At 71.6% G+C, this 19,298-nt stretch carries 15 protein-coding genes and 1 tRNA gene; 11 read left to right on the top strand and 5 right to left on the bottom strand.

Features of this window, described 5'->3' with window-relative positions; genetic code table 11:
- Positions 1 to 300: 300 nt before the first annotated feature.
- The 6 genes from VF746_16835 to VF746_16810 all read left to right on the top strand — a co-directional run bounded on the left by VF746_16835 (position 301) and on the right by VF746_16810 (position 5,439).
- The gene (locus VF746_16835; GenBank protein HEX8694089.1) at positions 301 to 1,086 is read left to right on the top strand and encodes a TIGR04290 family methyltransferase; all 786 of its coding nucleotides are present in this window, start codon (positions 301 to 303) and stop codon (positions 1,084 to 1,086) included.
- A gap of 11 nt (positions 1,087 to 1,097) precedes the next feature.
- Positions 1,098 to 1,973 carry a hypothetical protein gene (locus VF746_16830; protein HEX8694088.1) on the top strand — a complete coding sequence of 292 codons (876 nt, stop codon included), beginning with the start codon at positions 1,098 to 1,100 and terminating at the stop codon, positions 1,971 to 1,973.
- Positions 1,974 to 2,697: 724 nt separating this feature from the next.
- Positions 2,698 to 2,946, top strand: a complete 249-nt coding sequence (locus tag VF746_16825) for a hypothetical protein (GenBank protein HEX8694087.1) — start codon at positions 2,698 to 2,700, stop codon at positions 2,944 to 2,946.
- A gap of 180 nt (positions 2,947 to 3,126) precedes the next feature.
- A tRNA-Ile gene (locus VF746_16820) sits at positions 3,127 to 3,199 on the top strand.
- A 524-nt stretch (positions 3,200 to 3,723) separates the two neighbouring features.
- Entirely contained in the window at positions 3,724 to 4,551 is an 828-nt protein-coding gene (locus tag VF746_16815; protein ID HEX8694086.1) for a phytanoyl-CoA dioxygenase family protein, read from the top strand.
- A 318-nt stretch (positions 4,552 to 4,869) separates the two neighbouring features.
- Entirely contained in the window at positions 4,870 to 5,439 is a 570-nt protein-coding gene (locus tag VF746_16810; protein ID HEX8694085.1) for a hypothetical protein, read from the top strand.
- A 166-nt stretch (positions 5,440 to 5,605) separates the two neighbouring features.
- On the opposite strand, the gene VF746_16805 is transcribed toward VF746_16810, so the two are convergent.
- On the bottom strand, positions 5,606 to 6,796 hold the full coding sequence (locus VF746_16805) for a hypothetical protein (GenBank protein ID HEX8694084.1): 1,191 nt from the start codon (positions 6,794 to 6,796) through the stop codon (positions 5,606 to 5,608).
- A gap of 538 nt (positions 6,797 to 7,334) precedes the next feature.
- Between VF746_16805 and VF746_16800 the strand changes: the two genes are divergently transcribed.
- Positions 7,335 to 10,070 carry a DUF5916 domain-containing protein gene (locus VF746_16800; protein ID HEX8694083.1) on the top strand — a complete coding sequence of 912 codons (2,736 nt, stop codon included), beginning with the start codon at positions 7,335 to 7,337 and terminating at the stop codon, positions 10,068 to 10,070.
- Between the two features lie 466 nt (positions 10,071 to 10,536).
- On the top strand, positions 10,537 to 11,196 hold the full coding sequence (locus VF746_16795) for a superoxide dismutase family protein (protein HEX8694082.1): 660 nt from the start codon (positions 10,537 to 10,539) through the stop codon (positions 11,194 to 11,196).
- Between the two features lie 197 nt (positions 11,197 to 11,393).
- Here the strand turns inward: VF746_16795 and VF746_16790 are convergent, their stop codons facing one another.
- Both VF746_16790 and VF746_16785 read right to left on the bottom strand, forming a co-directional pair.
- Positions 11,394 to 13,373, bottom strand: coding sequence for an ATP-dependent DNA helicase RecQ (locus VF746_16790; protein HEX8694081.1), 1,980 nt, complete (start codon positions 13,371 to 13,373; stop codon positions 11,394 to 11,396).
- Positions 13,374 to 13,576: 203 nt separating this feature from the next.
- Positions 13,577 to 14,710 (bottom strand): PA0069 family radical SAM protein, encoded by a 1,134-nt coding sequence (locus VF746_16785; GenBank protein ID HEX8694080.1) that lies wholly within the window; start codon positions 14,708 to 14,710, stop codon positions 13,577 to 13,579.
- Between the two features lie 117 nt (positions 14,711 to 14,827).
- Between VF746_16785 and VF746_16780 the strand changes: the two genes are divergently transcribed.
- Together VF746_16780 and VF746_16775 are read left to right on the top strand one after the other, a co-directional pair.
- On the top strand, positions 14,828 to 15,277 hold the full coding sequence (locus VF746_16780; GenBank protein HEX8694079.1) for a hypothetical protein: 450 nt from the start codon (positions 14,828 to 14,830) through the stop codon (positions 15,275 to 15,277).
- Positions 15,274 to 16,029 (top strand): SGNH/GDSL hydrolase family protein, encoded by a 756-nt coding sequence (locus VF746_16775; GenBank protein HEX8694078.1) that lies wholly within the window; start codon positions 15,274 to 15,276, stop codon positions 16,027 to 16,029. Before VF746_16780 ends, VF746_16775 begins: the two co-directional genes overlap by 4 nt.
- A gap of 206 nt (positions 16,030 to 16,235) precedes the next feature.
- Here VF746_16775 and VF746_16770 read toward each other — a convergent pair whose 3' ends face one another.
- A complete protein-coding gene (locus VF746_16770; GenBank protein HEX8694077.1) occupies positions 16,236 to 17,300 on the bottom strand; it encodes a Ran-binding zinc finger domain-containing protein in 1,065 nt (354 codons plus the stop codon).
- 584 nt (positions 17,301 to 17,884) lie between these two features.
- Between VF746_16770 and VF746_16765 the strand changes: the two genes are divergently transcribed.
- The gene (locus VF746_16765) at positions 17,885 to 18,016 is read left to right on the top strand and encodes a hypothetical protein (GenBank protein ID HEX8694076.1); all 132 of its coding nucleotides are present in this window, start codon (positions 17,885 to 17,887) and stop codon (positions 18,014 to 18,016) included.
- A 147-nt stretch (positions 18,017 to 18,163) separates the two neighbouring features.
- On the opposite strand, the gene VF746_16760 is transcribed toward VF746_16765, so the two are convergent.
- Entirely contained in the window at positions 18,164 to 19,231 is a 1,068-nt protein-coding gene (locus tag VF746_16760) for an AI-2E family transporter (protein ID HEX8694075.1), read from the bottom strand.
- Between the last annotated feature and the right edge of the window lie 67 nt (positions 19,232 to 19,298).

Below are 19,298 nucleotides of genomic sequence, written 5' to 3'. Positions count from 1 at the left end.
GTACGCTCGCGACCGTCCTGCGGCCGACGGTCAGGATCGCGCCTTCCAGCAAGCGCAGCGCGTGCTGAAAGGTCGGCTGGGTGAATAGAGGTGCGAACGCCGCAAAGAGCCCCGACAACTCCGAGGTGACGAACTGCATCTATACCTCCGGTGCTGGTGGGGGCACCGGAGGTAAAGATAAACAGAGTCAACGAATGGCCAAAGTCGAGCTCAGGATGACGGCGATTTTTTGTCGTTCAGGCAAGAAAGCATGCGGATCCGGCGTGCTTGGGAACGAGTCGGGCAACCAAGGAGCGGAGGATGACGACGACGATGGAGGCGGAGACGCTCACCCCCGAGCGGATCCGCGCGCGGGTGGAGGAGCTCAGGCCCTGGTTCCACAACCTGGACCTGATGGGCGTGCAGACCGCGCCCGACCACTTCTTGGGCGACTACCCGAACATCAAGTGGCGCGGCTTCGCGCACGCCATCCCCCAGGACATGACCGGGAAGACCGTGCTCGACATCGGCTGCAACGCCGGCTTCTACTCCATGGAGATGAAGCGCCGCGGCGCCGCGCGCGTGGTGGGGATCGACAGCGAGGAGCTGTACCTGGCCCAGGCCCGCTTCGCCGCCGAGGTCAACGGGCTCGACATCGAGTACCGCAACCTCTCCGTCTACGACGTGGGGAAGCTGGGCGAGAAGTTCGACTTCGTCATCTTCATGGGCGTCCTCTACCACCTGCGCCACCCGCTCCTGGCGCTCGACCTCCTGCACGAGCACGTGGTGGGCGACCTCCTCCTTTTCCAGAGCATGCAGCGCGGGTCCACCGAGGTCGAGGAGCCCGAGGCCAACCACCACTTCTGGGAGACCGAGCTGTTCGACCGCCCCGGGTGGCCCAGGATGTTCTTCGTGGAGCACCGCTACGCCGACGACCCCACCAACTGGTGGATCCCCAACGCCGCCTGCGCCGAGGCCATGCTGAGGAGCGCCGGCTTCGAGATCGTCGCGCACCCCGAGCAGGAAGTCTACCTCTGCCGCCGCGGCCGGCTCCCCGATGAGCAGCCGCGCGCCGTCTACCCCGCGCGTGAGAGAGGCGGCCGGTGATCGAGGCGGTGATGCTCTGGAACGAGCCGAACAACATGTCCCACTGGGACTTCCGGCTCGATCCCGGGTGGGCGGTCTACGCCGACATGGTCCGCCGCGCCGCCCGCGCCGTCGCCGCCGAGAGCCCCGAGGTGCGCCGCGTGCTGGGCGGGATGAGCCCGATCGACCCCGGCTTCGTGGCCAACCTGGCGGGGCAGGGGGTGCTGGACGACGTCGACGTGGTGGCCGTGCACGGCTTCCCGCTCGACTGGAACCTGTGGAGCGTCGACGACTGGCCGCGCAAGCTGCAGTCGGTCCGCTGCGTGACCGACAAGCCCGTCTGGGTCACCGAGGTGGGCGTCAGCACCTACGCCAGCGAGGAAGTGCAGCGGCTGGGGCTCGAGCGCACCGCCGGGCTGCTGCTGGGCCGCGCCGAGCGCGTGCACTGGTACAGCCTCTTCGACCTGCCGCGCGAGTGGGGGGCGACCACGCGGCACAAGGAGCGCGAGGGCTCCTCGTACTTCCGCCACTTCCACATGGGCCTCATCCGCCCCGACGGAAGCCCCAAGCGCGCGCTGGCCCGCTTCGCCGAATTCGCCCCCGAGCTGGGCGTCTGCCAGTGGTTCCACTACGAGGACCCGCGCCTGGACGACGCCGTGCGCTGGCTGAAGCGCCTCGGCGTGAAGAAGCTGCGCACCGGCCTGGCCTGGAGCGACGACCACGACCGCGAGGGCGCCGAAGCCTGGTTCGACCGGCAGATGCGGGCGCTGGAGGGCTTCGACGTCACGCTCACCTTCTGCTTCACCCCCGAGAGCTGCGGCGTGGTCCCGCACCACACCAGCCCCCCGAAGTGCGTCGACCAGTTCGCCGACTTCTGCGCCCGCATGACGCGCCGCTACGCCACGTAGCACTTCGCACTTCGCACTCGGGACTTCGCACTGCGGTTTTGGGCGTGTCCCTCCGCTGCGCTCCGGGCCGGGCTGCGCGCGCCGTAGGGCACGATACGACTGTGCCCAACGGCGCCGGGCCCCGGTCGTGCCAAACCCCCGGCACGCCCGGGTCCCGGCCCTCCGGGCGCGCATCCCTCACGCACCTCATCGCCGGAGCGACCCCCGTAGGGGCGAGGCCTGCCTCGCCCGCCCGAAGCCAGCCTCCCCGCGCCGAACCGGGCGCCCACACCGAAGGGAGCCCGCGCAGGCGGGCTTTGCGCAGTTGTAGCCGTGGATTCATCCCTCCCACGCACCGACCCCGTCATGTTCACCCTCTCCCAGACTTGGGAGAGGGTTGCCGCTCCAAGGCGGCGGGTGAGGGCTGCCCGCCGCCGCGCCAGAGCCTGCCACCCGCTCTCCCCCGACCCCGGCGGAGGAGTGCGTCCGCGAGAACCGGGAGCGGCTCCGGCCTGAAGTGTACACCCGCGTCGGCATCGGCCCGCCGGGGCGGCAAGCGGATGCGGCGTAATGGGTTACGGCGCGGAGGCGGCGGATCTGCCGCATCCGCGCTGGCTCGTTAATCAGCGCCTAATCATCGCCGATAAAACTTTTTGCCCTCTGGCTGCGTCATATGCGACGAGTGAGACGCGGTACGAGGTACCCGTAGACTCGCAACCTGAACGCCGAACCCGACGAGGGCCAAATGCCGAAGAACCTCACCACCTCCGTGCGCATCCTGTTCGCCTCCTTCGTGCTGACCCTGCTGGCCTACGCGGGCCTCGACACCGCGCTGACCCGCAGCTACGCCGAAGCCGGACTCTCCACCTGCGGCGACGCCGCGAACCCCTGCCAGCTCGCGCCGCTCACGGTGACGGCGCCCCGGCCTGGCGCGCGCCTGGTGCAGGCGCCCGTTACGCCCTCCGTGGAGCAGGTCCCGCTGGCCGAGTCCTGACGGGCGCCTCGGCCCTCAATCCTCCTCAACGGTTGCGCGAATACATCCGCCCCGGCGTCCTGCGCCGGGGCGGCGCTGTTTCTCCGAGCGATCCTCCTCCCGGCAGGTCCGGACCTCCGTTGAATTCGGGGCCGGACGGGACTATATTCGTCCGCGCGGTTCCTTCCCGTTCCGTCTTCCGGGCCCATAGCTCAGCGGTTAGAGCAGAGGACTCATAATCCTTCGGTCCCAGGTTCGAATCCTGGTGGGCCCATCGCCCGGCCGTCGCTTTCGCCGCGACGGCCGGGCTTCTTTCGCATCGCCTCGTCACCGCTGACGGGGCGCACCTATTTGGACATGACGTGGACGAGCGCGTGCCCGGCGTCCACTCGAGGGGCGCACCGGCCCGGTTCCCCAGCCGTGCAAGGGAGGCCCGCAGCGGACGGTTCACGTCGAAAGCATTGCTCTGGAATAGCTTGGACGACTCGGACCAGTTCACGAAATGAATTGGCGTCTACAAGCCGTTGTTGACGGAGCCGGTTCCTCATTATCTTGCTAACGACGCCTGTTCCGTCACAATCTGGTTCTGTGGCGGGATGGCGCATTACGTACGCCAGGAGCAGGGTCCGGTCCGTCCGGCACAGTACCTTACGGGTCACCTGTGCCACTTTGTCCATTTGCAAGGCGCCCAATGAGCTGACGCTCGGCTCCGACATAGAGCCCGCCGCGGTGGCGCCCGGCGGGGCCTCGTTGCGCGCGCGAGGAGCGCGGTTGCCATCTTCAGACAGGGAGATCCCCATGCAGTCGACGGACGTGCAGATCCGCCAGTACCGGGAGGAAGGCTACCTCTTCCTCCCCGAGCTCTTCTCCGCGGAGGAGGTCGCGCGCATGCGGTCGGAGCTCCCGGCGGTCTTCGGCGAGGACTCTCCGGGGCGGGTGCTGGAGGAGGGGAGCGGCATCGTGCGCTCGGTCTACGGCACGCACAACCGCCACCCGCTCTTCGGCGCCCTGGCCGCGGACGCCCGCCTGGTGGAGCTCGCCCGGGGCGCGCTGGACAGCGAGGTGTACGTCCACCAGTTCAAGATCAACGCGAAGCAGGCGTTCGGGGGCGAGGTCTGGGAGTGGCACCAGGACTTCATCTACTGGCGCAACGAAGACGGGATGCCCGCCAACCGCGTGATCAACGCCATGGTGTTCCTGGACGAGGTGAACGAGTTCAATGGGCCCCTGCTGATCATCCCGCGCTCGCACCACCACGGCGTGCTGGCCACCGACGACCGCGAGCTGGAGACCGACCCCGAGGGGCCGAGCTGGGCCAGCAACGTGGCGGCCCGCCTCACCTACACCATCTCGCGGCAGGACCTGGCGCGGCTGGTGGCGGAGAACGGGATCGTGGGGCCGAAGGGCCCGGCGGGCTCGGTGCTCCTCTTCGACCCCAACGTGGTGCACGGCTCCTCGCCCAACATGTCGCCCTTCGACCGGGCGGTGGTGATCGTCACCTACAACAGCGTGCTGAACACCCCGCCGGTGCCCAGCCCGCGCCCCGAGTTCCTGGCGAGCCGCGACTACACGCCGATCGTCCCCGTGGAGAACGCCATCCTCGCCACCGAGCTGGCGTCCCTCTGACGGTCCGTCCCGAGGGCGGCGGCGGAAGCCGGCCGCGTCCCGGCCGTCGTGTCCATCACGACGGCCGGGTTTCTTTCGCCCGGCACGGGTCGGGAGGGAATGACGGGAGAGGCGCGATGACCCCGATCCGCCTTCGCCGCCCTTGCATCCTCTGCAACCACAACGAGTTGCAGTTGAACGCGCGTTTTGGAATTAATGGTTCGGTGCGGAACCAATCCCCGGGGTCGGGGTGATAGCGAGGCTTCGTTCGAGTCGCCGGACGCCCCTGCACGGGTGAGCCGGCGGGAAAGAATACGTTTCTCTGCTGGAGGAAGACCCGTGCAGAACAAGACCCGCACCGCGCTCCTGGCGCTCGCCGCGCTGGCGCTTCCGGCCGCCGCCGCCGCGCAGACCACGCCCGCTCCGCAGCACCAGCACCCGGCCCCGGCGCCCGCGCCGGCTCCCTCGGCGAACCCGCAGGCCGAGCTCCAGCAGATCCAGCAGCGGCTGGGCCAGCTGCAGCAGCAGGCGCTGCAGGACTCGGCCGTGCAGGCCGCGCAGAAGAAGTTCGGCGACGAGGTGATGGCGGCCATGCAGGGCCTGGATCCCGAGGCGAAGAACAAGGCCGCGCGCGGCGAGGCGCTGAACCAGGAGGTCGAGGCCGCCCGCGCCGCCAACGACAACGCCAAGCTCAACCAGCTCGCCGCCGAGGCGCAGCAGCTGCAGACGTACTTCGCCGGCCTGCAGCAGCGCGCGCTGGCGCTGCCGGAGATCCAGGAGAAGCGCAAGGCGTACCTGGCGGTCCTCCTGGCGCGGATGAACCAGATCGACCCGCAGGCGCAGGCGCTGGTCGACCGCATGGAGGCGCTGCGCAACCCCGCTCCGGCCCCGGCGCCCGGCAGCAACTGAGCGCGGACCCTCCCCGGAGGAACCCAGGCGCGCCGCCGTCCCGCACGGCGGCGCGCCTGTTTCGCTTCCGCGCACTCGTGCTCTCCCTCCACCGCGCGGCGGGGGAGGGGGCGGCGATGCCGGCCTCCGGACGGACTCCGGGGGAGTGCCCGGGCCCGTCGCCCGGCTACCGCATACCCGCCAGCCAATCCTCCCAGTACGCCGCCAGCTGCGCGCGCTGGAGCGGGCTCAGCCCCGCCTCGAGCCGCCGCCGCAGCTCCGCGGCCGGCCCGGCGTGGCCCAGCTTGCCGTGCTCCCGCGCCGCCTCCAGCAGCGCGCGCCGGGCGACGGTGAGGTTGCCGAACGGGTCGAAGTACGAGTCCAGCCGCGAGCGGTCGCGCACGCCGTCCCAGGTGAAGCGCGCGTCCGCGTCCGCCCGCCGGGCGAGCTCCTCGTAGCGCGCGAGCGCCGCCGCCGGCGCCAGCTCTCCCGTCAGCACGGCCAGGCGCGTCTGGAGCAGCGCCACCTCCGGCGTCCCCTGCTCTCGTGCGAGGCGGGCGACCACGCGGCGCACCCACTCCCAGTCCACGGGCCCCTGCCTGGCCTGCGCGCCCAGCAGGTTGTAGGCGGCGATGGCGAACAGGTCGCCGCCGCGCACCTCCTTCTCCACCTCTTCGCCCTCGGGGAGGCCGAAGGAGGACGGCCTCGCCAGCTCGAAGCGCGGGTCGTCGGCCAGGATGCGCTCGATGTCTTCGGCGTGGTACGAGCCGACCACCACCAGCACCGTGCGCCCGGGGTACCGCGCCGCCGCGGCCGCCGCCCGCCGCGCCTGCAGGAAGGTGCGGTAGAGGAAGAGCCGCCGCGCGAAGTCGATCGAGGCGCGCTCGGGGACGGCGTCGTACCAGTCGCGGTAGTCCTTCCGCACGCTGTCGGACTCGGCGTAGAAGAAGGGCAGCCCGAGCGCCGCCGAGTCGCCGAAGGTGAGGAAGTTCTGCGGCGCGCCGCGGCGGCGCACGGCGGGCGGCGGGTCCCACGTCATCCCCAGCCCCAGCAGCTCGTCCCCGGGCGGCGCGTACCAGTCGAACGGGTGCACGGGGACGCCGCGTTCTTCCGCCCACGGCAGCGCGATGTGCTGGATCTCGTAGGTGAACTCGTGGTGGCTCCCGCGCGCGAACGAGTCGGGGTCGCGCTCCACGCACACCGCCGCCGGGCGCACCCGGTTGAAGAAGGCGCGGAAGACGGCCGGCTGGTAGCTCTCCGCCACCAGCTGGTTGGAGTGCGTCACCCCGAGCACGACGACGCGCGTCTTCGCCGCCGGCTGCCCCTGCGCCGCGGCGGCCGCCGGGATCGCGAGGAGGAGCGGGACGGCGACCCGCATCCCGATCGCCCGATGAAGCGACCTGCGAAGGCTGGACATGCGCTGGCCTCGTCCGTTGCGGGATCCAAAACACCAAAAAAGACAAAGCCTCACGCAGAGTCAGCAGAGTAAGCAGAGTGGGTCGTAGCGAGCGATGAGTTCTCTGCTACCTCTGCTACCTCTGCGTGAGAATCATCAGGGCCTGACGCGGGATCGGCCGCCCTCTTCTGGACCTGATGTAAGTAATTGCATGACAAAGACTTGAGAAAATAGCAGAACGTGATTTCCGGGGAACGAAGTGAGCGTGGCCCAGTATGCAGCCGCTTCTCGCCGGCCGGGAGGGCGCGGTGACGAATCGCCCGATTCGCCACACCAGCCGCCTGCTCCCGGCCGTCGAGTCGTTTCCAGCGCGTGGCGCGGCCCGGCAGCCGGGCGGCCGCCGCCACGCGAGGTCGCCCGAGGGACGCCGGAGACGGCGTCCAAACCATCCGGGCGCCGTCCCCGTCCAAGGGTGCGTTCGCTCTCCCGACGGCCATCACACCGCACCCGGCGGACTCCCATGCACCCTCGCAACGCTTCCGCGCAGCCGCTCGCCGCGGCGCTCGTGCTCTCGCTTCTGCTCGCCGCCCCGCTCGCCGCCCAGGTGGCGCTCGGCACCGGCGCCGCCGCGCCCGCGCACCGCCCCACCCACGCCGGCACGGCGCCCACCGTGCGCGCCGTGCCCGCCGGCGAGGTGAAGCTCGACGGCGCGCTGGACGACGCGGCGTGGGCCGCCGCCCCGGCGGCCACCGACTTCCGCCAGCAGGACCCGAACGAGGGCCAGCCGGCCACGCAGCGCACCGAGGTGCGCTTCGCCTACGGCCCCGACGCGCTCTACGTGGGCGCCCGCATGCACGACACGCTGGGCGCCGCCGGGGTGCGCACCCGCCTGGCCCGGCGCGACCAGGACGCCGGCGGCGACTGGCTGGAGCTGGTCTTCGACACCTACCACGACCACGCCGGGCGCACCGTCTTCCGCATCAACCCCTCGGGGGTGAAGACCGACGCCGGGCAGGCCTCGCCCTCGGCCGACCCCTCGTGGGACCCCGTCTGGCAGGCCGCCACCCGCGTCGACTCGGCCGGGTGGACGGCCGAGCTGCGCATCCCCTGGTCGCAACTGCGCTTCTCGCGCGACTCGGCGCAGACCTGGGGCGTGCAGATCTGGCGCTACGTCGAGCGGCTGAACGAGATCTCCATGTGGAGCTTCTGGGGGAAGCAGGAGAACGGCGGCCCCGCGTACTTCGGCCACCTGCAGGGCCTCGACGTGGCCCGCCGCCCCGGCGGGTGGGAGGTGATGCCGTACATGCTGGCGCGCGCCGCGTACGTCCGCTCGCCCCAGCCGGGGAGCCCGTTCCACGACGCGAGCGCCTACGACGTGCGCACCGGCGCCGACGTCAAGGCGCTCTTGGGCTCCAACCTGACGCTCTCGGCCACCTTCAACCCCGACTTCGGCCAGGTGGAGGTGGACCCGGCGGTGGTCAACCTCTCCGCCTTCGAGGTCTCCTTCGAGGAGAAGCGCCCCTTCTTCGTGGAGGGGAGCGGCATCCTGGGCTTCGGGGGCCTGAGCTGCTTCACCTGCAGCAACGTGAGCAGCACCAACCTCTTCTACTCGCGGCGGATCGGCCGGCGGCCGCAGGGGGGGATGCCGTTCCGCACCACCTTCAGCGACGTCCCCGAGAACACCCCGATCCTGGGCGCCGCCAAGCTCACCGGCAGGCTCGGCAACGGGCTGGAGATCGGCGTGCTGGAGGCCGTCACCGGGGCCGAGAAGGCCCGCTTCATCGACGCCGCGGGCGCCGAGGTCGAGCGCGAGGTGGAGCCGCTCACCAACTACCTGGTGGGCCGCGTGCGACGCACCTTCCGCGGCGGCAACGCCACCGTGGGCGCCATCGCCACCTCGGTGGCGCGCAGCTTCGGCTACGACACGCTGCGCCACCAGCTCTCCAGCCACGCCGAGGCGCTGGGGGTGGACTGGAACGTCTACTGGAACAACCGCACCTACCGGCTCATGGGCAACGTGGCCGTGAGCAGCGTGGCCGGCGACTCGCTGGCGATCCTGCGGCTGCAGCGCTCCTCGGCGCGCTACTTCCAGCGCCCCGACCGCGAGCACGGGGGCAACGGGCTCTTCTCCGACGCGTACGACCCGTCGCTGACCTCGATGCGCGGCTTCGCGGGGTACGCGCGCCTGGCCAGGGAGGGCGGGCCGCTGCGCTGGGAGACGCAGCTGAACGTGCGCAGCCCCGGCTTCGAGGTGAACGACGCCGCCATCATCACCCGCGCCGACTACGTGTGGACGCTGGTGAACGTGAACCGGCGCTGGACCACGCCCACGCGCTGGTACCGCTACCTCGGCATCACCGCGGGCGCGCAGAACCAGTTCAACTTCGACGGCGACGTGAACGACCGGCAGGTGCACCTCTCGCTCTACGCCGACCTGCCCAACTACTGGGGGACGGGGCTCTACCTGCAGTACCGCCCCGAGGTGTTCGACGAGCGGCTCACCCGCGGCGGCGCCGTCGTGCGCCGCGCCGCCAGCCGCTTCGTGGGGTGGAACCTGAACACCGACATGCGCAAGCCGCTGGCGCTCAGCACCAACCCCGGCTACTTCTGGCGCGAGGACGGCGGCTTCGAGGCGAGCGCCAACCTGGGCGTGCGCTACCGGCCCACCTCGAACGTCTCGCTCACGGTGAGCCCGTCGTTCTTCCGCCTGGAGACGCCGACGCAGTTCGTGGACGCCTTTGCCGACCCCTCGGCGGTGGCCTTCTACGGCCGCCGCGCGGTCTTCGGCGGGCTGTCGCAGCGCACGGTGTCGATGGACACGCGGCTGAACGTCACCTTCAGCCCCACGCTGTCGCTGGAGCTGTTCGCGCAGCCGTTCGTCTCCACCGGCGAGTACCACGACTTCAAGGAGTTCGCCGCGCCGCGCGCGATCGCCAAGACGGAGCTCGGCGAGCGGCTGACCCCCGTGGTCGACGCGGAGGGGCGCGAGACGGCGTACGACCTGGACTCCGACGGCGACGGCGACGCCGACTTCCGGTTCCGCAACCCGGACTTCAACTTCCGCAGCCTGCGGGGCAACGCCGTGCTGCGCTGGGAGTACCGCCCGGGCTCCACGCTCTTCTTCGTGTGGCAGCAGCAGAGGAGCGGCTCCGAGGCATACGGCGACTTCTCCTTCGACCGCGACGCCAGCGCCGTCTTCCGCCAGCACCCCGACAACGTCTTCGTCATCAAGGCCAGCTACTGGCTCGGGCGGTGAAAATCAGTGCGTGAGTGCGAAAGTGCGAAAGTGCGAAAGTAACCGCCGCTTCCATCACTTTCGCACTCTCGCACTTAGCACTTTCGCACTGCCGTTCCGGGCATGTCCCTCCGCTGCGCTCCGGGCCGGGCTGCGCGCGCGGTAGGGCACGATACGACTGTGCCCAACCGCGCCGGGCCCCGGTCGCGCCAAACCCCCGGCGCGCCCGTGTCCCGGCCCTCCGGGCGCGCATCCCTCATGCAGTCATGGCGTTCGGGTGAAAAGGGGTTGCAGCCTCGCGGGGTTGCGAGGCTTTCTGCCGTTGTTGGCGCGACTTCAGTGCCTCTGGGCAACTGGAGCCGCCCCCGGTACGATCCTGGCATCCCCCACCTGCGCACCGGCCCCGATCACCCGTCGTCCGCCGAGTCCCGGGCCGGACGACGCCGGGATGCCGGGAGAGGACTGGACCGGAACGAGGAGGATCGTGATGCGCCGAGCCTATGCCCTGATCCTGCCGCTGGCCGTCTGCGCCTGGCTGGCCGCCTGCGGCGACGAAGAGGAGCCCATCACCGACAGGGAGACCGCGGCATCGGCCGAGTTCGACAGCGCCGCCGCCGCCATCACTCCCGTCGACGAAACCGTCACGGACACCATCGACACCGACGCCGACACCGCCGGCCGTGCCTCCGCCACCCTGCGCGACGCGCAGGGCCAGGAGCTGGGCACGCTCGCGCTCCGGCAGAGGGGGCAGGGGATCGTGGTGGAAGGCCGTCTCTCGGGCCTCCCGGAGGGCCAGCACGGCATCCACCTCCACGCCGTGGGCCGCTGCGACCCGCCGTTCGAGTCCGCCGGGCCGCACTGGAACCCCACCAGCCGCCAGCACGGCACCCAGAACCCGCAGGGCCCGCACGCCGGCGACCTGCCCAGCCTCACCGCCACGGGCGACGGGATCGCCGACGTGGCCGGCACCACTCCGGCCGGCCGGCTGAGCGGCGCCGGCGGCCTGCTCGACGCCGACGGCGCGGCCATCGTCGTCCACGAGAAGGCCGACGACAACCGCACCGACCCCTCGGGCAACTCCGGCGCCCGCATCGCCTGCGGCGTCATCCAGTCCGCCGGAGCCGCCGGCGCCGGCCAGCCGCGGTAATCGCGGTCGGAGCGAGCACGAACGGGCGAGGCCTGTCCCGGCCTCGCCCGTGCTCGCGTCGCTACGATGTCCAGTCGAACCAACTGCTTTCTCACGCAGAGGAAGCAGAGGTAGCAGAGGAAATCGCTGCAAGCGGTGAGTTCTCTGCTGACTCTGCTGACTCTGCTGACTCTGCGTGAGGCTTGTGGTCGTCGTTGTCACTCCGCTCCCTCGCACCAGGCCAGCACCTCCGCGAAGCGCCGGTCCTCCAGCGCCCCGAAGAGCGGGTGCCGCCCCAGCCGCGCCCGCGACACCGCCGGGCTGGTGAGCCCGCAGAGGAAGCGCGCCTGCTGCCGCGGGTGAGCGAGCGCCTCCGGGTGCTGCTCCGCCAGCGCGCGGAAGGCGGCGGCGTGCGGCCGCATCGGCGCGTCGATCGGCGGCAAAGCCGGCGGGGCGGGGAAGGCGGCCGGCACGCCCGTGTCGCAGAAGGTGCAGTGGCCGCACGGCACCTCGCTCACCTCGCCGAAGTGCGCCAGCAGCCCGTTGGTGATGCACCCCTCCCGCCCCGCCAGGTCCACCACCGCCTGCACCCGCCCGATCTCCGAGCGCTCGCGCCGGGCGAAGCGCTCCACCAGTTCCGCCACCAGCGCGTCCGCGTCCGGCCGCGCCGCGATGCGCGTGAAGCGCTGGCGCGCGTCGCTCACCTCCACGTCGGCCCACCCCTGCTCGCCCAGGTACTCCACCGCGCGCACCACGCGGCCGCGCTCCGCGCCGAGCTTCGCCGCCACGTCCTCCGGCGAGAGCGTGTACCACTGCCTCCCGGAGCGCGCCGCGCGGAAGATCCCTTCCACGAAGCTCCTGCGCTCGCCGGCGAACTTCTCGAACAGCTCCGCCTCGGCGATGCGCAGCCGCACCCGGTACCCCGCGTAGAACGGCGTCCCCTGCCGCAGCACGCCCAGCAGCTCGAGGTAGGTGAGCGCCGTCTTCACCACCAGCTGCCGGATGTCGTGGCGGCTGGAGAGGTCGTAGACGCTCACGTCGAACGCCGGCCCCGCCGCGAGCAGCTCGTCCACCAGGCCGCGCACGCTCGCCTCGGTCGGCGTGTCGCCCCAGGCGAAGTTCTCCAGCGTGGCCACATCGTCCAGCCCGCCCAGCAGCTCCACCGTGGATGGCAGCCCGTCGCGCCCGGCGCGGCCGATCTCCTGGCTGTAGCTCTCCAGGCCCTTAGGGAGGTTGTAGTGGTAGACGTAGCGCACGTCCGCCTTGTCGATCCCCATGCCGAACGCGATCGTGGCCACCACGAACGCCCGGTCCGACGCCTTCCACCACTCCTGCACCTGCGCGCGCACCTCGTCGCCCAGCCCCGCGTGGTAGGGGCGCGCCTCGACGCCCGCGTCCGCCAGGAGCCGCGCCACCCGCTCCGCCGTCTTCTGCAGCGTCACGTAGACGATCCCCGATCCGGCCGGCCGCGAGCGGACCGCCTCCACCAAGGCGCGGTCGCGCTCGGCAGGCGGCGTGGGGCGGACGGAGAGGAAGAGGTTGGGGCGGTGGAAGCCCGTCACCACCGCGCACTCGCGGGCGATGCCGAAGCTGGCGCAGACGTCCTCCACCACCTGCGGCGTGGCCGTGGCGGTGAGCGCCAGCACGCGCTCGGCGCCCAGCGCGCGCGCCGTGTCGGCCAGCTTCAGGTAGTCGGGGCGGAAGTTGTGGCCCCACTCCGAGATGCAGTGCGCCTCGTCCACCGCGAACAGCGCGATGCGCACCCGCCCGAGCAGCTCCAGGAAGCGCTCGTTGTTGAAGCGCTCCGGCGCCGCGTACAGCAGCCGGAGCGTCCCCGCCAGCAGGCGCTTCTCGACGGCGCGCGCCTCGTCGGCCGTGAGCGAGCTGTCCAGCCGCGCCGCGTCGATCCCCAGCGCACCCAGCGCGTCGATCTGGTCCTTCATCAGCGCGATGAGCGGCGAGACGACGAGCGTCACCCCGTCCAGCAGCAGCGCGGGGAGCTGGTAGCAGAGCGACTTGCCGCCGCCCGTGGGGAACACCGCCAGCGCGCCGCCGCGCTCCAGGAGCGCCCGGATCACCGTCTCCTGCCCGGGCCGGAACTCCTGGAGCCCGAAGCGCTGGTGCAGCACCGCGTGCAGGTCGGCCGCGCCGGCCGGCGGGAGCGTGGTCCCGGGCACCGCTTCCTCGATGGTCGTCATGGGATCGGGAGAAAGGGAGGGAAGGGAACGTGCACTTCGTCCACTTTACTCCCGCGAACGTAAGGACCCGAAGCGCGCTGCGCAAGACTCTCGTCGCCGATCACGGCATTCTCGTTCGTCTCGTGGCCCGTCGCGAGCGGGCGCGGGCAAACTCATGCCGGAAATGACCTTGCGGCGCGACGTCTCCCGGCCGGCGACGCGCATCAGGCGGCGTCGAAGAGCCCGAGCTGCCCCCGCGCGTCGTGAGGCCGGCGGAAGGCGGCAGTGGAGAGCGGGGGGAGGTCGCGGTCGAGCCCTGTCTTGCGGCAGGCGGCCTCGAAGAGGACGCGCATCTGCTCCGCGAAGACGCCATCGCCGCGCATCCGCTTCTCCCAGGTGGAGTCGTACAGCTTCCCGCCGCGGATGGCGCGGATGCGGTTGAGCACCTTGTCCTTGCGCTCGGGGAAGTGCGTCTCCAGCCAGCGCTCGAACAGGTCCTTGATGGCGTACGGCAGCCTGAGCGGGATGTACCCCGCGCCGCGCGCCCCCGCCTCGGCCGAGGCCTTGAGGATCGCCGGCACCTCGTGGTCGGTGAGCCCGGGGACCACCGGCGCGACCAGGACGCGCACGGGGACGCCGGCCTTCGCCAGCGTCTCGATCGCCTGCAGCCGCCGCTTCGGGGTCGACGTGCGCGGCTCCATCACCCGCTGCAGCTTTTCGTCCAGCGTGGTGATCGACACGTTGACGTGGGCCGCGCCGAACGACGCCAGCTCTCCCAGCAGGTCGGCGTCGCGGGTGACCAGGTGGTTCTTGGTGACGATCCCCACCGGGTTGCGGAACTCGGCCAGCACCTCCAGGCAGCCGCGCGTGAGCCCGAGCTTCCGCTCGACCGGCTGGTAGCAGTCGGTGACGCCGCTGATGGCGATGGTCTGCGGCGTCCAGCGCGGGCTGGCCAGCTCGCGGCGCAGCAGCGCGGGCGCGTCCTCCTTCACCAGGATACGCGTCTCGAAGTCGAGCCCCGACGAGAAGCCGAGGTACTCGTGCGTGGGCCGCGCGAAGCAGTAGATGCACCCGTGCTCGCAGCCGCGGTACGGGTTCACGCTGGTGTCGAACGGCACGTCGGGGCTGTCGTTGCGCGCGATGACGCTCTTCGACGTGTCGCGCAGGAACACCGTGCGCGGCCCCGGCGCCGCCTCGTCGTACTCGCGGTCGAGCTCGTCGAGGTCCGGCAGCACCTCGATCGGCTCGAACCGGTTCGGCGGGTTCCACGCCGCCCCGCGCCCGCGGATCTTCACCAGCGGCTGCGCGGGCGCGTCCGGGACCACGCCCTCGTCGTCGTACGTGTGCGTCCACTCCATGCACGAAAGATAAACCCGAATACATTCCGAAACAACCTTTCGGAGCGGCCCGGGATCTATCGGGTGTTCTGAAGCGGGCCGTTCGATGCATCCCCCATTCGCCCTCCGGAGGTATCGATGACGAAGATGCGTGGTCCGGCGCGGATCGGCGTCGCGCTGGCGCTGGCGGTCCCGGCGTGCGCGCCCGCCCGGCAGAGCCCCGCCCCGGCTCCGGAGGACCCGGCTCCGGTCGTGATGCAGCCGGGGGACGCGGCCCTGGACGAGCTGCTGAAGAGCGGGCGTGTCGAGCTGCTGGAGGCCGCCACGGTGGGGGTGGTGATGAGCGAGGGGATGCCGGTCGCCTGTCCGCGGAGCGTCCCCTTCATGCCCGTCGTCCCGGTGGACTCCAGCGGCGACCGGGGGATGAACGCCGGCCCCGTGAAGCCGTCGCCCTGCCCGCCGCTCGCCCAGCGCGGCTCGATGGCGGGAGCCCCGTCCGCCGACAGCACGGCTTTCGTCCGCTTCCCGAACGGGAGCCGCGTCTGGTTCTATCCCGCGGACACGGCGAAGGCGCGCGGGAAGCGGTGACCGTCCATCGCTCCGGGCTCTTGCGCGCCGCCGCCCGCCTGCGTATCCGATGGCGCACGCTCGCCGCGCTGGCGACGCTGCTCGCGGTGTCGTGCGCGGGCGGGGCGGGGAAGGCGGGAACGGACGGGGAGAGGGGAGGGGCGATGCGGTTTCTGGCGCTGGGCGACTCCTACACCATCGGCGAGGGCGTGGCGGAGGGCGAGCGCTGGCCCGCGCGGCTGGCGGCGCTCCTGCGCGGGCGCGGCGTGGAGGTGGCGGACCCGGAGATCGTCGCGCGCACCGGGTGGACCACCGACGAGCTGGCGGACGCCATCGACCGCGCCCGGCCCCGGGGCCCCTACGCGCTGGTGACGCTGCTGATCGGCGTCAACAACCAGTACCGCGGGCGCGGCGTGGACGAGTACCGCGCGCAGTTCCGCGACCTGCTGGAGCGCGCCGTCGCCTTCGCGGGCGGCGAGCCGGGGCGCGTGGTGGTCCTCTCCATCCCCGACTGGGGGGTGACGCCGTTCGCCGCCGGGCGCGACCGCGCGCAGATCGCCGCCGGGATCGACGCGTTCAACGCCGCGGCGCGCAAAGAGACGGCGTCCCGCGGCGCGCGCTGGGTGGACGTGACGCCGCGCTCCCGCGCCGCCGGCGGCGACCCGGCGTACTTGGTCGCCGACCGCCTGCACCCTTCCGGCAGGGCGTACGAGGAGTGGGCGCGGCTCGCGCTCCCCGCCGCCCTCGCCGCCCTCGGCCCGCCCGCCCGCTGACCGTCAACCGACTGATTACCAAATCCGGAAAAACAGCGGGGCCTCACGCAGAGTCAGCAGAGTCAACAGAGGTGTTTCCTCTGCTAACTCTGCTAACTCTGCTGACTCTGCGTGAGAAATGATCTTTGATCGGATTCGACATGAAAACGCCGGAGGCGCCCCGCTGCGGAGCGCCTCCGGCGTTTCTCGCTTCCTCCGCGGCCGCGTCAGTCCGAGCGCGCCTGCGCGGTGTCGAGCTGGACCGTCTTCCCCTTCACCAGCAGCCGCACGCGCTCGCCCACGTCGTGCTCGGCGAAGGCTTCGAGCGGCACCTCGGCGGTGTAGGTGTCGTCGCCGTCGCGGAAGGTGAGCACGTAGCGCTGCTTCTTCTCGCCCTCGCGCTGGTCGTCGTCCAGGCGCATCGCGGGCCAGCGCGGCGGGTCGGCGGCGCCGCGCGCGGCCAGGAGGGTGTCGGGGACCCAGCGCTTGATGCGGTACTCGTACTTCGTCGCGTAGATCGGCTCGCGGCGGTAGACCGGCTCCTGGTACTCCTCGGTGCGGTAGCGCGTCTCGTAGACCGGCTCGTTGCAGTAGACGTCCTCGAAGTAGCCGTTCCCGTTGTCGCGCTGCCCACAGACCTTCTGCTCGGTGCCGGTCTGCACCCGCTCGGAGACCTGGCGCGTGCGCGTCTCGTAGTGGTCGATCACCTGCCGCCAGTCGCGCACGTCGCGGTACGAGCGCACCAGCGAGCCGCCCGAGGGCAGCGACCAGTCGGACTCGGTGACGGTGCGGTGCTCCTCCACCTGCACCTCGCGCTGCCACTCCTTGGCCGCGACCACCGCCTCCACGTTGCGCGTGCGGTTGGTCCACGCGCAGAAGCCCACCAGCACCGCCAGCGCGCCGGCCAGCGTCCGCCCGCCGCGCGACTTCTTGGGGCGCGGCGGCAGGGCGGCGGCCGCCTGGATCGGCGCGGCCCCTCCCCCGCGCGGCACCTCGCCGCCGCCGTACCGCCGCGTCACCTGCGTGGGGCTGCTCCCGCGCGGCGCGCCGCAGCCGGGGCAGTCGTCGTCCGTGGCGCGGGCGCTGGCGCCGCAGTGCTCGCACACCCAGTCGGCCCCGGCGCGCGCCTGCTCCAGCCGGGCGGCGTCGGTGACCTCGGGCGCGTCCTCGGGGAGGTAGAAGCGGATCCCCTTCGGCCGGGGGCTCCCGCACCCGGTGCAGTTGACGTCCCGGCCGAACTGCCCCACGGCACCACAGCTCGGGCAGTCCCAGCGTCCTTCGCGAACGGCCATCTCGGTTGCGTTACTCCGGCGCGCCCGGGGCGGGCGCCTTGGGGTGTGACGGTTTCATCTCACGGGGAGACGCGGCGCTCGGCCGCAGGGCGGGTTTGGGTACGGCGAAAGATGGCAACGAGTTGCAGCCGGTGCAAGCGGACGGGATCGGTCTCCGGAACGGACGCTCTTTACATCGGCGTTCACTCCGTGTACTTCGTTGCGTCGAACGCAGGGTTCCGCGCGGGCGGGATCGGGACGGGGCGCGGTTGGTGGACGACGGGAGATCACGAGGTCGCCGCGCGGGCCGGTGCTGGCGGCGGGGGCGGGCGATCTTCTGGCGTGCATTCGCGCGGCGCGGGCGTCACGCAGGGGCGTGTTCGCCACAGACGTGTGGAGGGCGCGCCCCAGCCCGGTGGCTTCGGCAATGTGTTCCGATGGCGGCCAGGCCGTTTCCCTGCAAGCGGATGGAACGCGGACGTGAGGGGCTTAGCCCGGTGGAACGCGGGGTGCGTTCAGGGAGCGGCACCGGGGGCGATTGGCACCCGGTGGCCGCGCTCTCCGCGGGGCTGATATCGATCCACCAAGAACACGTGGAGTCTCTGATGGCAAAGCTGAAGCTGGACCTGGACGCGATTCGCGTGGAGACTTTCGAAGCCGCGCCACCGCTGGTGCTGGATCTGGAGATTCCGGTTACGCTCCCCAGCGATCACCGGTTGGGCTGCTGCCAGTACTGAGCGGCGGGAACCGAGAAAATGGCGGCCCCGGCGGATGCTTCCGCCCGGGGCCGCTTTCCGCCTGGTACTGCAGCCGTGCAGCGTCGTCTCCGGTGATGGGGCAGCGGGCACGCTATTGTCGACGAAGCGCAAGGCGGGACGGCCGCCTCACGCCTCCGCCGCGTCCACCAACCGCAGCTCCCCGGCGGGCTCCGGCGCGTCGGCGGCGCCGTACTCCTCGCGGTACATGCGCAGCAGCTCGAAGAAGTAGGCGATGGCCAGCGGGCCCAGCAGCACGCCCAGGATGCCGAAGTACTTGAGCCCCGCGAACGCCCCCACCAGCGTGGCCATCGGGTGGATGTTCGAGACGGCGCGGTAGACGAAGAGCCGCACCAGGTTGTCCACCGACCCCGCCACGAACCCCACCCCCAGCAGCACCCCCGCCTCCACGAGCCTGCCCCCGGCCGCCAGCGCCACCACGCCCGGGAGCCAGATCAGCGCGCTCCCCATGATCGGCAGCACCGAGGCGAGCGCGGTCATGAAGCCCCAGAACGCCGCGCTCGGCAGCCCCACCGCCCAGAACGCCAGCCCCACGATCGTCCCCTGGATGATGGCCGTGAGCGCGGTGCCCACCAGGGTGGCCTCGGTCACCAGGAGGAAGCGCTCGCGCAGGCTGTCGGCCGTGCGGTCGGAGAAGGGGAGGAGCTCGCGCACGTGCGGCCACACCGCGCCGCGCGACACCAGCAGGTAGTAGACGCCGAAGAAGGCGATCACCAGCGCCAGCAGGCCGCGCGCGGCGCTCCCCACGAAGCCGAGCGCCTGCTGCGAGAGCCAGCTCACGATCGAGCCGCCGGCGGCCGCCATCTGCGCGCCCACGTCCACCCCGGCCACGCGCAGCTCCGACAGCCGGGTGAAGAGCTGGCTCTGCTGCATCCCGCGCAGCGTATTGGGCGCCTCGTTGAGCACCAGGCCCAGGAGCGTGGCGCCGGGGAGGAGGATCAGCACCAGGGCCACGGCCGTCACCAGGAGGGCCGCCAGGCGGGGCGGCAGCCTGCGCGCGAGCCGGCGGTGCGAGGGGGCGCAGATCACGTACAGCACGGCCGCGCCCAGGAGCCCCGCCGCGAACGGCAGCAGCGCGACCACGATCACGACGCCGAGGACGGCCACGAGCGCGGCGGCCCTCTGTTTCCGGGTGTGGAGGAACGGCATGGAGCGGAAGGGGATGCGGGGTGCCACGTCGCCCGGCGGGCGCTACGGATGATAGCGGTACGGGGCGAGTTCCGGAACGGTTTCGGGCGATCCG

It is taken from the genome of Longimicrobium sp. (assembly GCA_036389795.1).
In the GTDB taxonomy this organism is placed as follows: domain Bacteria; phylum Gemmatimonadota; class Gemmatimonadetes; order Longimicrobiales; family Longimicrobiaceae; genus Longimicrobium.
The sequence above is the reverse complement of the archived record's forward strand: the minus strand, read 5'-3'. Positions and strand labels throughout refer to the sequence as shown.